The organism is Sinorhizobium mexicanum (assembly GCF_013488225.1).
Taxonomy (GTDB): domain Bacteria; phylum Pseudomonadota; class Alphaproteobacteria; order Rhizobiales; family Rhizobiaceae; genus Sinorhizobium; species Sinorhizobium mexicanum.
This window is the reverse complement of record NZ_CP041238.1, coordinates 166,205-181,089: the sequence shown is the minus strand read 5'-3', so window position 1 is coordinate 181,089 and position 14,885 is coordinate 166,205. Positions and strand designations below refer to the sequence as shown.

The 14,885-nt window shown below is 61.3% G+C and carries 14 protein-coding genes; 1 reads left to right on the top strand and 13 read right to left on the bottom strand.

Annotated elements, in window-relative coordinates:
* Positions 1-40: 40 nt before the first annotated feature.
* From nadE to FKV68_RS00755, 10 genes are all read right to left on the bottom strand, one after another.
* On the bottom strand, positions 41-1,048 hold the full coding sequence (gene nadE, locus FKV68_RS00800; protein WP_180939670.1) for an NAD(+) synthase: 1,008 nt from the start codon (positions 1,046-1,048) through the stop codon (positions 41-43).
* Entirely contained in the window at positions 1,045-2,592 is a 1,548-nt protein-coding gene (locus tag FKV68_RS00795; protein WP_180939669.1) for a class I adenylate-forming enzyme family protein, read from the bottom strand. Before FKV68_RS00795 ends, nadE begins: the two co-directional genes overlap by 4 nt.
* 29 nt (positions 2,593-2,621) lie before the next feature.
* Complete coding sequence (locus FKV68_RS00790) at positions 2,622-2,888, bottom strand: acyl carrier protein (RefSeq protein WP_180939668.1); 267 nt, start codon at positions 2,886-2,888, stop codon at positions 2,622-2,624.
* Between the two features lie 23 nt (positions 2,889-2,911).
* Entirely contained in the window at positions 2,912-4,849 is a 1,938-nt protein-coding gene (gene asnB, locus FKV68_RS00785) for an asparagine synthase (glutamine-hydrolyzing) (protein WP_180939667.1), read from the bottom strand.
* A gap of 496 nt (positions 4,850-5,345) precedes the next feature.
* A complete protein-coding gene (locus tag FKV68_RS00780; RefSeq protein WP_180939666.1) occupies positions 5,346-5,909 on the bottom strand; it encodes a methylated-DNA--[protein]-cysteine S-methyltransferase in 564 nt (187 codons plus the stop codon).
* A 237-nt stretch (positions 5,910-6,146) separates the two neighbouring features.
* A complete protein-coding gene (gene gfa / locus FKV68_RS00775; protein WP_180939665.1) occupies positions 6,147-6,722 on the bottom strand; it encodes an S-(hydroxymethyl)glutathione synthase in 576 nt (191 codons plus the stop codon).
* 93 nt (positions 6,723-6,815) lie between these two features.
* A complete protein-coding gene (locus FKV68_RS00770) occupies positions 6,816-7,943 on the bottom strand; it encodes an S-(hydroxymethyl)glutathione dehydrogenase/class III alcohol dehydrogenase (protein WP_180939664.1) in 1,128 nt (375 codons plus the stop codon).
* A 159-nt stretch (positions 7,944-8,102) separates the two neighbouring features.
* Entirely contained in the window at positions 8,103-8,966 is an 864-nt protein-coding gene (locus tag FKV68_RS00765; RefSeq protein ID WP_180939663.1) for a substrate-binding domain-containing protein, read from the bottom strand.
* 2 nt (positions 8,967-8,968) lie between these two features.
* Positions 8,969-9,493: a c-type cytochrome, methanol metabolism-related gene (locus tag FKV68_RS00760; RefSeq protein WP_180939662.1), complete on the bottom strand. Its 525-nt coding sequence runs from the start codon at positions 9,491-9,493 to the stop codon at positions 8,969-8,971.
* A gap of 126 nt (positions 9,494-9,619) precedes the next feature.
* Entirely contained in the window at positions 9,620-11,494 is a 1,875-nt protein-coding gene (locus FKV68_RS00755) for a methanol/ethanol family PQQ-dependent dehydrogenase (protein ID WP_209647410.1), read from the bottom strand.
* Positions 11,495-11,950: 456 nt separating this feature from the next.
* Between FKV68_RS00755 and FKV68_RS00750 the strand changes: the two genes are divergently transcribed.
* Complete coding sequence (locus FKV68_RS00750; protein ID WP_425347644.1) at positions 11,951-12,298, top strand: hypothetical protein; 348 nt, start codon at positions 11,951-11,953, stop codon at positions 12,296-12,298.
* A 38-nt stretch (positions 12,299-12,336) separates the two neighbouring features.
* On the opposite strand, the gene FKV68_RS00745 is transcribed toward FKV68_RS00750, so the two are convergent.
* From FKV68_RS00745 to FKV68_RS00735, 3 genes are read right to left on the bottom strand one after another with little or no spacing between them, the layout of a single operon-like run.
* On the bottom strand, positions 12,337-13,077 hold the full coding sequence (locus tag FKV68_RS00745) for an ABC transporter ATP-binding protein (protein ID WP_180941368.1): 741 nt from the start codon (positions 13,075-13,077) through the stop codon (positions 12,337-12,339).
* Positions 13,046-13,870 (bottom strand): ABC transporter permease, encoded by an 825-nt coding sequence (locus FKV68_RS00740; protein ID WP_245182038.1) that lies wholly within the window; start codon positions 13,868-13,870, stop codon positions 13,046-13,048. The genes FKV68_RS00745 and FKV68_RS00740 overlap by 32 nt, the downstream gene beginning before the upstream one ends.
* The gene (locus tag FKV68_RS00735; protein WP_180939660.1) at positions 13,870-14,862 is read right to left on the bottom strand and encodes an ABC transporter substrate-binding protein; all 993 of its coding nucleotides are present in this window, start codon (positions 14,860-14,862) and stop codon (positions 13,870-13,872) included. Before FKV68_RS00735 ends, FKV68_RS00740 begins: the two co-directional genes overlap by 1 nt.
* Positions 14,863-14,885: the final 23 nt, after the last annotated feature.

Sequence of the window (14,885 nt, the reverse complement as noted above, 5' to 3'; positions counted from 1 at the left end):
GTGCGCTGAACGGAACCGCTGAACACTGGCCCCATTCCGGTCAGTGACCGATCTCCTCGACCGGCTCGACGAGCTGCGGCCCCAGGTGCAGGTAGCGTGTCGCCTTGCGCTTGGCCGCAACATCCGCCCAGACACGCTCCACCTGGATCGTCGTCAGTTGCGCCGCGTAGGCGACCTCCTCGGCACTGATGCCGTTGTTGAGGCCATAGAGGCAAAGGTCCATGCGGTCGTAGGGCAGCGAGAAGTAGAACTCCTCCTGGGTCTGCGCGAGCGAATAGGTGTCCGTGGTCGGCGGCCTGCGGCGGATTTCCTCGGGCACCTCGAGATGCGCGGCAAGCGCATAGACCTGCGATTTATAGAGATGCGCGATCGGCTTGACGTCGGCTGCGCCGTCGCCGTTCTTGACGAAGAAGCCCTGGTCGTATTCGAGCCGGTTCGGGGTTCCGAGAACGGCGAAGTTCAACCGGTCGGCGTGGTAATATTCGATCTGCTTGCGGGTGCGCTGCTTCATGTTCGTCGCCGCAACGATGCCGAGATAGGCCGAGGGCGGCATGCGCAACCTTGTCTGTTTTCCCTCCGGATCCTGCACGACCAGCGAGGAGATGTTGTACCCATCGCCTTCGAGCGCATTGGCGATGACGATCTTCGATGCCCAGCCCGCCCCATAGCCGGGGACAAGCTCTCGAATGAAAGCGTCGCGACGTTCGTAGCAGCCCATCGCCGCGAGCGTCGGTCCGATGTCCTCGACGACCGCCTTGACGCCGAAGGTTTCCGCCACCAGCCGGCCGAGGCGGAGGCTCTCCGGATCGGAGTCGTTTTCCGGCATGAACATGCAGAAGACGTTCTTCGCGCCGACGGCGCGGACGGCGAGCGCCACCGAGACACTGGAATCGATGCCGCCGGAAAGACCGAGCACGAGGCCGCGTTTGCGCATGCAGCGCAGCTGCGCGCGCAGGCCTTCGACGATGCGATCCGTCTCCGCGGCCGCATCGATCTTCAAGCAATCGGCCGAGAAGATAAATTTATCCTGATCCGGACGGATGTTCATTCTGCGGGCTCCAGTGTTTCGGCCGCCAGCCTGCGGCTGACCTTGCCTGTATCGGTCTTCGGGAGTTCGGTGCGGAATTCGACGATCTTCGGCACCATGAAATCCTCGAGATGGCGAGCGCAATGCCGAATGACGTCCTTCTCGGTGAGGGCTGGATCCGAAAGAACCACAAGCGCGCCGATTGCAGCCCCCAGCACCGGATCAGGAACACCGATCACGACCGCTTCCGCAATTCCCGGATGGGCGTGCAGCACGGTCTCGACTTCCTTCGGCGCCACCTTCTCGCCGCGCGTCTTGATGATGTCGTCCTTGCGGCCGACGAAATAGAGGAAGCCTTCCTCGTCGGTGCGGAAGAGATCTCCCGTATAAAGCACTCTCTCCCACGGGTTCGGGCCGGGTCGCAGCATGCGCTCGGTCGCCGCATCGTTGCGCCAGTATCCCTGCATCACATGCGGACCCCGGATCACCAGCTCGCCGGGAACGCCAGGCGGCACCCGATTTCCCTCATCGTCGACGACGAAGGCTTCCGTGTTGGGAATGGCGATGCCGACCGATCCGGGCCGACGGTCCAGTTGCTCCGGCGGCAGATAGGTGCAGCGCTTGCATTCCGTCAGGCCGTACATGGAATAGAGCCGGGCAGAGGGGAAGAGTTCTCGCAAACGCGAGATATGGGCCGGCGGGAGCGCCGCGGCGGTGTTGGAAATATAGCGAAGGCTCGGCAGGAAGCCGGGCTCGAGATCGCGCATCTGCAGGATCATCGCCGCCATCGTCGGCACCAGCGGAAAGCCCGTCACACCTTCGGTGCGAATCCGCTCGAAGATCGCCTGCGGGAACGCGAAGGATTTTTCGAGGACGAGCGTGGCCCCAAGCCGGACAGCCATCAACAGCTGGTAGAGGCCGTAGTCGAAGGCCAGCGGCAGGACGTTGAGGATGACGTCGTCCGGCGTGTTGCGGAGATAGGTGGTGATCGATTCCGAAGCCGCATCGATGTTTCGATGCGTCATCATCACCCCTTTCGGCCGGCCGGTCGACCCGGAGGTGTAGATCAGCATGGCGAGATCGACATCGATGCCGCCGTGGGGAACAGGCAGGGGGTCCGCCGCCAGGCAATCCTCGAACGAGACGGCACCATCCGGCGTCCGGCCTCCCGGCGCCGCCGTCGAAGCGACGAAGGGCGGCGCGCCGGGCAGAAGGTCGCGTGCCTCCGCGACGATCGGCATCAGCTTGGCCTGGGTGAGGATCGCCGCCGCGTCGCAATCGCCGATGATATAGGCAAGCTTGTCGGCCTTGGTCGACGCGTTGATCGGGCTGAAGGTCGCACCGGCCTTTAGGATCCCGAAGATCGAAACCGCCGCCTCCCAGCAATTGTCCATGAAGACCAGAACCCGGTCGTTCCGCTTCACGCCATTTGCAGTAAGCGCTGCCGCGAGGCGGGTCGAGAGATCATCGAACTCCTGATAGCTGAGCCGTTTGCGCTCGGTGACAAGCGCCGTCTTGCTGCCGTTCGCTCCGGCGTTCCTGATGAGAAATTGCTCGAACCGCATGCGCGTGACGCCCCCGCCCCTGTCGCTGTCTATGCCGAGACCGGCACGGCGGACTTTGCCGCGATGAATGCGGAAATGCGTGCAAGCGAATCGAGGTTTGCCGGCACGATATCGGCGTCGGCCATGGCGATGCCGAAACGGTCCTCGATGAAAGCGACGAGCTCCAGCACGCCGGTCGAATCGATGATGTCGTTCTCGATCAGCGATGCCGTGTCGGCGAGTTCATAGGACGTATCACCGAAGAGAAAATTCTCGATGATGAACGCCTTGACGCTGTCCTTGATCGTTTCTGTCATGTCTCATCCTTTCCATTCTTGCTTCAGGCAGCCTCCGCCGTGCGGATGCTCGTGCCGGTGAATGTCTGTAGCCACAGTTGCGTCGACAGGATGCCGACGAAGGCTGCGTTGTCGCGGAAGCCGGAGGCCGGGCGTGCCCGGCACTTCTCGTAAAGTTTCGTCACCGCCTTTGCGTTGAAGAGGCCGCCGGCGGCAATCGCCTCTTCGCCCATGGCGGTGCGCACGTAGTCGAGCTCGCCCCGGCCGCTGAAGGAATGGCTGTCCGGCGCGCGATAGGGCTGCTTGGTCCGCTTTCCGATTGAAGGCGGCAGGAGACACTTTGTCGCCTCGCGCAGAATGTGTTTTTCCACCAGGCCCTTGAGCTTCATTTCCGGCGGCAGTCCCGCGGCGAACTCCACGAGACGATGGTCGAGGAAAGGGAAGCGGCCTTCGACCCCATGGGCCATTGCCATGCGGTCTCCCTGGCTTGAAAGGATGTAGCCCGGCAGAAGGAAGCGGCTTTCGAGATATTGCGCCTGGTGCAGCGGATGCCAGCGGCCAAAGGTTTCCGGCAGGCGGCTGATGAGCTCACCGGCCGCATCATAATCCGCCAGCCTGGCACGCAAGTCGCCCGAGAAAAACATCTTCGTCGCTGCCGTCCCCTTGAGCCGCGGGCGATGCGAGAAGAGCGGGTCGTCAAGCGGGTCGTTCCCGGCGCCGAAAAATGCCGCTAGATATTCGGCCGACTGCTGCTTGAGCCCCGGGAGATACGGGTAGAGCTTGCGGAACAGGTGCGGCCTCATGCGCGAGCCGGGTTGCCGGCCGCAGAAGCGGCGCACGCGCGCCTCCTTGAAGATGTCGTAGCCTGCGAAAACTTCGTCCGCCCCCTCGCCTGTCAGCACAACCTTCAGGCCGTAATCGCGCACCAGCCCGGAGAGTTGGTACAAGGGGGCCGGCGCAGTTCGAAGCACCGGCCGTTCGGCATAGCGGACCACCTCCGGGAAAACCTTCGCGATATCGCCGGCTTGGCAGGCGACAGCCCTGTGATCGGCGCCGAGAGCGGCGGCCATTTCGGTCTGGAAGGCGCTCTCGTCATGTTCGGCGCTGTCGAAGGTCACGGAAAAGGTTCGAAGCCCTTGCGGCGCCATGCCGGCGGCGAGCGCCGAAACGATGGATGAATCGAGGCCGCCCGACAGATAGGAGCCGACCGGCACGTCGGCCCGCATGCGGATGCGCGTCGCGTCGGTCAGAAGCGCGCGCAGTTCCTCGGCAGCCTGGCCTTCGTTCGCATGCCGGGACGGCGCGTCGCGGTCCGGAAACTCCAGATTCCAATAGGTCCGTGCCGTCGCGCCCCGCTCATCGGCAATCATCAGGTTTGCCGGTTCGAGTTCGAAGATGTCCTTGAACGGCGTGCGCGGCGCGATCGGAGCCCAGAGCGTAAAGATCTGATCGAGCGCGATCGGATCGATCTCCGCGGAAATGCCGGGAACCTGAAGGAGCGCCTTGATCTCTGAGGCGAAATAGAGCGTCCCTGCCCGCATCGTATAAAACAGAGGCCGTACGCCCATGCGGTCGCGCGCCAGCAGCATCCGCCGGCGCCGATTGTCCCATAGCGCAAAGGCAAAGTCGCCGTTGAGGCGGGATACGCAATCCTCACCCATCTCATCGTAAAGATGGAGGATGACCTCCGTGTCGCTGGAAGTGCGGAAACGGCGGCCCTTGGCGCGAAGCTCGTCGCGCAGTTCGACATAATTGAAGATCTCGCCGTTGAAGGCGATCGTCAGCTCGCCGGTGGCATCGGACATCGGCTGCTGGCCATCCCCCAGTCCGACGATCGACAGCCTGACATGGCCAAGGCCGGCTTGCGGTGCGCTGAAAACGCCCTGCTCGTCCGGTCCGCGATGGGCAATCGCGGCCGTCATCTTCTGAAGAAGAGTCTTTCCATCCGGAACAGAACCGAAATAGCCACCAAAACCGCACATGACGAGATACTCTGACGTCCGCAGACAACGCGGAAAATATAGATGGGATATCGACAGCAAGAGTTAACTGCCGAGTGTTTTCATTGAGATGGTAAATCGAATCATGACAAGCGCAATGAAGCAACAAACCATACAATCGCAGGTAAATACTCCTTTATTAAAATTTTACACAACTCCACAGCCCGGAATATTGTAACTTCTTCAGGGGCCTGTGTCGTATTTCATCTATTTCCCAAGAACTTATAGTGTCGTTAATGATCCTTTAACAAGGGTACCGAGGCCAGCACCTGGATTACATGGATTTGTGGTTAACGCTGATCCGCGTGATTCATGCCGAGATCGATGTGTTACGGCCAAACGGTTGCCTGCGCGTCTGATAAGATGCGCGGCGCTGTAGTCGAGTCGATTACGTTTATGATTTTAGGTAGACCGACGCCGACGCAAACTCATTGTAGCTACAGTAGTCATGCGTGGGGCCGTTTGAATGCGACGCGCTTCAGAAGCCGAAGGATTGTTGCACCGCCGGCGGCGCGCCGACATGAACGCCTTCCAGTTCGAGCATGCGCGTCTTTGCCGATGCACCGCCCGGCGCGGAGAAACCGCCGATCTTGCCGCCGGCGGCCAGCACGCGGTGGCAGGGAATAATCAGCGGGATCGGATTCTTCGCCATGGCTTGGCCGACGTCCCGCGCCGCTTCCGGTCCTGCGCCGAGCTGCTTCGCCAACGCTCCGTAGGTGGTCGTCTGCCCCCAGCAGACCCGCCGCGCAGCGGCATAAACTTGCCTGAAAAACGCTTCTTGCCCGGCGAGATCAAGCTTGAAGCCGGAGAAATCAATTTCCTCGCCCTCGAAGTAACGCTTCGCGGCCGCGACCGCTTCGAGCACCTCGGGCGTGGGCGTGCCGGATTCGGCATCGGGAAGACGGCGCAGCAGCATTCGCTCGGTCGCGCCGGCATCTTTTGTCGGCAGATGGAAGCGCGTTATGCCGTTGTCGTTCCAGGCGATGCCGCAGAAACCGCCAGCCGTTTCGAAGATGAAGTAATGATGCACTGTCCGTCCCATCACGTGGACCTCCACGTTTCCGATGACATAAGAATCGTGCGTCCGGTCTCCGACTTCAACCCGTTTTCAGCACAAAGAAGAGGATGTGAAGTGCAAAAGAGGCCATCAGCACACGCCACTGCGGGGCGACATGAGAATGGAGTTTTGGGCTCGCAATACAACAAACTACACGGCACGGCATCCTGTCAGCGTCTTGGTCAGGACACTGACAGGTCCGCATCAAATCTGCCTGCGCGATCAGCTCGGAAGCGCGCCCGATTTCTTCGCGACCCAGGTGGCAACATAGTCCATCAGGGCTGGCGACAGGCAGTCATAGGGCTCCAGCCCCAGCTCCCTCAGGCGAGCGCGAATGCCATCCATGCGGCTCGGATCGACACCTGATTCGATGATCGAGGAGACGAAAGCCGCGAAGCCCGGAGGCGCCCAGCCCGACTCCTGGAAGCGCTCGGGGTGGATGAAGTCCAGCCCCTGGAAGGCATGTTCCCGCTCCACCGGTCCATACATATGAACGCCGCATTGCTTGCAGGCGTGCCGCTGGATCAGCGCGGACGGGTCGACCACCTGCAGCTTGTCGCCGTTCTCGAGCACGGTGACCTTATCATGTGGAACAACGGCGACGATGGAGAAATTGCTGCCGCTGGGCTTCCAGCACTTGGTGCAGCCGCAAGCGTGATTGTGGGCGATCTGGCCCTCGATCCTGACCTTAACCGGCCTGTCCGTGCAGCCACAAACAAGCGTACCTCCGGCAAAATCCGGGCTGGCGGGTCTGATGCCGCCATCCACCGCCGGATGAATGCTGATTGAACTTGCCATTGCTTGTCCTCCCTGTTGTGTCGAAGCCCGATCCGTCTCGCATGCGGCGGCGCTCCGGCCTGCTGCGTGTTCCCTTAAATCGTACCGATGCGCTCAGTAGATCACGACGCTCCTGATGCTCTCGCCGGAATGCATCAGTTCGAAGCCCTTGTTGATGTCGTCGAGCGGCAGCGTGTGGGTGATCATCGGGTCGATTGCGATTTTGCCCTCCATGTACCAGTCGACGATCTTCGGCACGTCGGTGCGCCCGCGCACGCCGCCAAAGGCGGTACCCATCCAGGTGCGGCCGGTGACCAGCTGGAACGGCCGGGTGGCTATCTCCTGGCCGGCGCCGGCCACCCCGATGATCACCGACTTGCCCCAGCCGCGATGCGAGGCCTCGAGCGCCTGGCGCATCACCTTGACATTGCCGGTGCAGTCGAAGGTGTAGTCGGCGCCGCCGATCTGGTCGGCGCCGCGCTTCGTCATGTTGACGAGATAGGGCACGATGTCGTCGCCGACCTCCTTCGGGTTGACGAAGTGGGTCATGCCGAATTTTTCGCCCCAGGGCTTCTTGTCGTTGTTCAGATCGACGCCGATGATCATGTCGGCACCGGCAAGCCGAAGCCCCTGGATGACGTTCAGACCGATGCCGCCGAGACCGAAGACGATCGCGGTCGATCCCATTTCCACCTTGGCGGTGTTGATCACCGCGCCGATGCCGGTGGTCACCCCGCAGCCGATGTAGCAGATCTTGTCGAACGGCGCGTCGGGATTGACCTTGGCGACGGCGATCTCCGGCAGCACGGTGAAGTTGGCAAAGGTCGAGCAGCCCATATAGTGGTGGATCTTGTCCTTGCCGATCGAAAACCGCGAGGTGCCGTCCGGCATCAGCCCTTGCCCTTGCGTGGCGCGGATGGCGGTGCAGAGATTGGTCTTGCGGCTGAGGCACGACGGGCAGGCGCGGCATTCCGGGGTATAGAGCGGAATGACATGGTCGCCCTTCTTCACCGAGGTGACGCCGGGGCCGACGTCGACGACGATGCCAGCGCCCTCGTGGCCGAGGATCGCCGGGAACAGCCCTTCCGGATCGGCGCCGGAGAGGGTGAAATCATCGGTGTGGCAGATGCCGGTCGCCTTGACCTCGACCAGCACCTCGCCGGCCTTCGGCCCTTCGAGCTGAACCGTCATGATTTGCAGTGGTTTGCCGGCCTCAGTGGCGACGGCGGCGCGTACGTCCATGTCGTTATCCTCCCTTGATTCTCACCTCCGCCATGGACCGGGTCGCCAGGATGAGCCAAACAAGATCTAGCCCCTCCAACCATCGGCGGTCACCGGATGCAGATGACACCGCGGTATCTCCGGCATCCCGCATTTCCAGTGTCGCAAGGGACTCGAACATCACTGCGTGATCCTCTCGTCGTGTTCATTGAGCAGCGGGACGCCATATGAGAGCAGGAGCTTGTTGATTTCCGCCTGGTTGTCCCTGATGAAGGCGTTGAGTGTGCGTTTCCATTGCTGGTCGGAGGGCCGCACCCCCATCGTGATCCGATAGATCATGCGCTGGCCGCCCTTCTCCCTGGTCAGGGGCACGAGCGCCAGATCGGCACCGGACTTGCGCGCGTAATAGCCTGCCATCGGGCCCCAGACCACGGCGGCGTCGATCACGTCGGCCAGCACGTCCCTGATCATGACCTCCGCCATCGATGGCGCTACCCGCGTGTCGACCATGAGAGGGTAGACCTTCGCTTTGCGCATCAGTTTTGCGATTGCCATGTTCGCGGAGGGTGGCGTTCCCTGGACCACGCCGATTTTCTTGTCTGCAAGTTTCGGATCGGTCAGCGTCTCGACGCCGGCAAGGTCGCCGTCCCTCTTGTAAAGCAGCACGTAGGAGGAGCGATAATAGGCGTTGGTATTCTGGACGAGTTCGTCCCCCTGGGCATAGCCCATGATGATGTCGCAGCGATTGGCGCCGAGGGTATTGCGCACAAAACCAGTGACCGAGGGGAACCACGTATGGGTGACGGAACTTCGTCCTGTCGCGGTTGCGACCATCTCTGCCAGCTTGTCCTCGAATCCCTCGCCGCTCTGGTCGGAGAAGGGCATATTGGACGGGTCGGCGCAGACCCGCAGCCTGTCCGGGTCGACCAGTTCGCCAGCGGCCCCGAGCCCGGCGCCCTGGGATTGTGTCTGCAACGGCGTCAGGACGGCCATCGCTGTGGAGATGAGGGCTATCTTGCAGATCCGACGGACGCGGTATGCCATGGTCATTCACCCATGCAGGACGACTCGTAGGCCTTTGCCGCTTCGGGCTTATCGGCCTTCTTGGGCGGACGACCTCGGGGCGCGGCGCCGACGGCGCGGGCGCGCAGGTAGACGTAGATGTCGTCGAGGTAGCAATAGACGTTCTTGTTGTCGCCGAATGCCGGCATGACGTTTTCCTTGCCGCCGCCGACGTTCTTGCGTCCCTCCGCAACGATCGAGAGGAAAGTGGAATAATCCATGTTCTTCAAGCTTGTGGCCAGGGCGGGTGCATAGCTCGAGCCCATCCCATCAGGACCGTGACAGACATGACAGTCGGAGTGATAGCGCCGGTAGCCACTGAAGGTGTACCAATCGACCGTTCCGTCGCTCTGAAACTTGAATGTCGGGTTTCCCTCGGCATCGAAGTATTTGCCGTCTTCTTCTTTGACTGCTGCGGCTTTTTCCTTGTCGTCAGCCGCTGTAACATTTCCGGGGATCAAGAGCGGGAACACGGCGCCGAGCGCCAGAACTGCATTACGGGAAACCATCAACAACTCCACGCTTTGGGAAAACCGGAACGAACGGGGATCCGGACCGCCCGGCGGTCGTTGCCTCGGGCGGCCGGCATCTGATGGGGCGGCGCCACAGGCACCGCCCCACCACTGCAAAACAGGTCATTGGTCCGGAAGACCGAAGACGGTCAGCTGCCCGCCGAGCGTCGTGTAGTTCGCCAGGCCAGCATAGCCGCCGACTGCACCCAGACCTGCCGTGGAGATGCTTTGGCTTTCGTCGGTCGGAGCTTTCTCGCCGGCCACCGCCTGTTGCCACTCTGCTGCACCTTCGGCCCCGAGAAGGCCGCCGGCGAGTCCGATGCCGGCCCAGCCGCCAACACCCGACAGAACTGCAATGTACTGCTTGCCGTCATGTTCGAAGGTGTTGATGTTGCCGATGATGCCGGAGGGTGTCTTGAACTTGTAGAGTTCATTTCCCGCCGTATCCACCGCCTTGATGTAGCCTTCGAGCGTGCCATAAAAGATGACGTCGCCTTCAGTCGCGAGCGCACCTGACCACACCGAGAACTGCTCCGGCTTCGACCAGACGATCTCACCCTTGGCCGCGTCCCAGGCAATGAAATTACCCATGCCGCCGTGGCTCTTGGGTGTGGGGTACATGGTCACGGTCGCGCCCACATAGGGCTGACCGGCCGTGTAACCCACCTTGTACGGCTCGTAGTCCATGCAGACATGGTTGGTCGGCACGTAGAACAGTTTCGTCTTTGGCGAATAGCTTGCCGGTTGCTGGTCCTTGGTTCCAAGTGCTGCCGGGCAAACACCCTTGGTGTTAACGTCCTCGCCGTTGTATTCGGTAGAGAACTCTTTCACAACTTGCGGACGCCCGTACTGTTCGCTCTTGGGATCCATCACGACCTCGGTCGCCCAGTTCACCGTCGGATCGTACTTCTTGGCAACCAGAAGCTCACCCGTTGCACGGTCCAGGGTATAGGCGAAGCCGTTGCGGTCAAAATGCACAACGACGTCGCGCGGTTGACCGTTGATCTGCATGCCGTCGACGAGAATGTTCTCGTTGACGCCGTCAAAGTCCCATTCGTCGTGCGGGGTCATCTGGTAAAGCCACTTGGCTTCCCCCGTATCGACGTCACGCGCCATGAGCGTCATCGACCAGCGGTTGTCGCCGGGTCTCTGGTTGGGGTTCCAGGTCGAGGGGTTCCCCGTACCGTAGTAGATCAGGTTGAGCTTTGGATCATAGGCGTACCACCCCCATGTCGTACCGCCGCCGGTCTTCCACTGCTCGCCTTCCCAGGTGTTCATCCCGGAGTCCTTGCCTACAGGCTTGCCGAGATGGGTGGTCTTCTCCGGATCAATCAGCGTTTCCGAATCAGGACCCGTGGAATAGGCCCGCCACACGCGCTTGCCATCGCTGAGATTGTAGGCGGTGATATGGCCGCGGACGCCGAATTCGGCACCCGATATGCCAACGATTACTTTGTCCTTGACGATCATGGGAGCGGAGGTGCCGGACTCGGCCAGGCTCCCGTCGATTTTCTCGCCATTCTGGGCTTGCCAGGCGACCTTGCCGGTCTTGGCGTCGAGCGCCGTGACCATCGTGTCGGCCTGGTACAGGATGATCTTGCCGTCACCGTAGGCCGGACCGCGGTTGACCGTGTCGCAGCACATGATCGGAATGACGCTCGAATCCTGCTTTGGCTCGTATTTCCAGAGGATCTTCCCGTCGTTCTTGAGATCAAGCGCATAGACGGTATTCGGGAACGGCGCATGGACGTACATCACATCGCCAATCACGAGCGGGCCGCCTTCATGGCCGCGCAATACGCCAGTGGAGAACGTCCATTTGACCTGAAGGTTTTTGACGTTGTCCTTGTTGATCTGGTTCAGTTTCGAATAGCGGGTGTTTGCATAGTCGCCGGTGGGCATCGCCCAGTTCTTCGCGTCGGACGCCAGTTTCGCCAGTTCGTCATTGGCGAACGCATTTCCGGCAAGGGCCGCCGTCAAAATTCCAGCGGCGGTCATCGGCAGACATAGTTTTCGGAGTATGCGCATGCGGATTCCTCCCGATGTCGATGTGGACCCGAGGCGCGTCATCACAATCCTCGGGCGACCACAAGGCCAGCCCAAGCTCTGTCGTGCTTGTCGTGGGATATCTGCTGTCTTCAGCGTTTCACGGTTCAGTTGGATGGGCAGAGGGCACCGTTATTGCCCGTCCTCTTGACCTACGCGACTTTACGCTCCCAAGAGACAAGGCTTGAAGCCGGAAACATCAATCAGAATAGGCGATTAGACCGGTTAACGCAAGATTAAATATACGCTGTGCATGTGGCGCGACAGCAAAAAAATGCTGCTGTGCAAAACATATATTACTAATATCTACAAGATTTAGATCTGTTCCGCCGCGGTAATTACTATAATAATACAGCACGCAGATCGGCCTGACCTAGTCCTGTGTACGCTTCAATACCTGGAGATTTCATCGTGACCACCGGTAACTTGGATGTGATCGCCTTTCTCGCGGCGTTCACGGGTGCTGCGACGGCATCGGCAGCCGGAAACTATCCGACCGTTGCAATCGTCGACTATGTGTATGGCTGCATGAAAGCGAATGGCGAAACACGGGGCGCGCTCGAAAGTTGTTCCTGTTCCATCGACGTCATCGCCTCGATCGTGCCCTACGAACGCTACGAGGCGGCCGAGACCTTCCGGAGCCTGGGACTTATGACAGGCGAAGGTGGGGCTCTGTTCAGGCAGAGTGCACCGGCGAAATCCGCCATCGCCGAACTGAGACGCGCGCAGGCCGAAGCGGACGTCCGCTGCTTCTGAGCCGTCGCCAATCAGCGGATGGCCGTTTTGCCGCGCGATCAACCGACGTCCGGAAACCGCTTGTGAAAATCCGAAACGAGGTTGTTGAGCGCCGGCGCGTCGCGCAAATGGCGCGAGAGGTCTAACTCGAAGATACCGAGCACCTGCGCCGGGCGCGGTGAGAGAACGATGATGCGATCGGCAAGCAGGAGGGCCTCGCGCAGATTATGGGTCACCATCAGCGCGGTGGTTGGCCGCGCCGCCCACACCGTCATCAGGAGCCGGCGCAATCTGTCGGCGGTGCGTTCATCGAGCGAGGTGAAAGGCTCGTCCAGAAGAAGAATGGCAGGCTCGGTCGCGAAGGCCCGTGCCAGGGCGGCGCGGCGCGCAAGGCCGAGCGAAAGCTCCGAAGGGTAGAGCGACCGCATTGCCGAAAGACCCAGTATATCGAACAGCCAGTCCAGCTCCTTGTCCCGGAGGTGCGGAGACAGCGCAAGGCGGACATTCTGCTCCACCGTCCGCCAGGGGAGCAGTACCGGCTCCTGGAAGACCGCAGCAATGCGGTTGGAGCCGCCTTCGGGCAACTGATAGTTGCCCGAAAATTGCCGATCGAGACCCAGCAGGATCCGCAGGGTTGTGGTCTTGCCGCAGCCGGACGGCCCCAGCAGACAGGCGAATTCGCCCTGCCTTACCTCGAAGGAAAGTCCGCGCAACGCGACAATCGTAACGCCCTCCGCCGACCGGAACGTCTTCTCGGTAATGTCGACCTTAAGCGGGGCGGCGACGCCAGCGGGTTGCATGTCGTTCAAGTGGCTGCACCAGAAGGAGTTCGATCAACAGCATGATGGCCACGAAAGCTAGCGTGTAGGCCAGGATGGCGGCAACATCGAATATCTGAAAATACAGGTAGATCTGGAAGCCGACGCCGCTGGAGCGGCCGAGCAGCTCGACGACGAGCACGATCTTCCAGATCAGCGCAATGCCGGAGCGCGAGGCGGCGGCGAAATAGGGCTGTAACTGCGGCATCAGCACGTGGCGGATACGGTCGAGCCGCCCCAGCCGGTAGACGGTGGCCATTTCCGCAAACCGGGGATCGAGCGCGCGCGCACCCTCACGCATCGTGACGACGACATTGGGTATCTTGTTAATCGCGACCGCGCCGATCGCGGCAGCCTCCGTCAGGCCGAACCAGATGTAGGCGAGCACGATAACGACCAGGGCCGGGAGGTTGAGAAAAAGGACAAGCCATGGATTGAAGAAGGAATCCGCCCGCCGGTGCGTGCCGAGCAGGACACCGATGACTGACCCGACAACCATGGCGACGACGTAGGCGGCTGCGACCCGCCAAAGCGTCATCGCCAGGTGATAGCCAAGCTCGCCGCTCGCCGCCTCCTTGAGAAGCACCCGCCAGACCTCGAGCGGCGGCGGAAACGCCCGGCTCGGCCAGATCTCGGCCGCGAGGCTCCAGAGCAGGCACAATCCGAGGAGCGATGCCACGGCCGTCACCGCAGGCAGGATGCTGCCGATCCCGCGAGGGACCGTGCGCCTGCGCCGGCTTGCGGGTGCACCTTTTTCCGATCCGAAGGCTGCCATCATGTCTTCAATGCAGCCCAGAAGGTCCCTGGAGCCATGTGGCGCGCCTCGCCGACGAGCTTTTCGCCACCCAGTTCTGCAAGGAGGTCATATAGCTTGGCGGCATCGCTTTCCTCTTCGGCGAGAGGCCGGTTCGGAATGCCTTCACGATAGCGATCACGCAGCACCTCGAGTTCCCTGCCCTCGGCTCGCACGACAGGCGCCAGACGCTGCCATTCGGCGTCGGATTGAGCCAGAAGTTTCTTGGCCTGCGCGCTTGCCTTGATAAAGTTCATCGCCACATCCGGGTTTTCGTTCGCCCATTTGTCGTGGAATACATATCCCAAGGCCGAGACCGGGCCCGACGCCCCAAGCGCCCTCGCCGCATCGTCGGCGCCAATCAGGCGGCGGAAGCCGTTTGCTTCAAGCCGCGCGCAGAAATGCCAAAAATTCAAGACCGCATCGAGCTCGCCGGAGACGGCCTTTTCCGACAGCAATGGCGGGGCGCCGAAAACAATCTCGCTCTCCTTGGTCAGATCTATCTTGTGGTCACGCCGCGCAAGCCCCTGGATTAGAAGCCAGCTCTTGTCGAGCGAACCACCGGTCACACCGATTTTCTTCCCAACGAGGTCGGGGATGGCGCGAATTAGCGCGTCCTCCTTGACCATGATGGCGCCAACGGCGGTCGAGTAGGGTGCGAGCGTGAGGTCCTCGCCCTGCGAACGCTGGCGCGACACCCACAACCAGTCGGAAACGATGACGTCCAGGTCGCCCGCAAGCATCGCCACGTTGGTGGCGTCCTCCCCGGCGAAATAGACGACCTCCAGGTCGATGCCGTTGGCCGCATCGAATTTGTTGTACTTGATGGTGTCGAGTTCCCAGTTCACCGTGCCGAACTTCAGGACACCCACCCGTATCTTCGGAACGGCGGGGTTTGCCAGGGCAGGGAAGCCCAGCGGGCTTGCAACTGCCAGCAATGCCGCCGCGCAAAGCGTGCGCCGCGATATGTTCATGATACGACCTCCCAACGCGATAC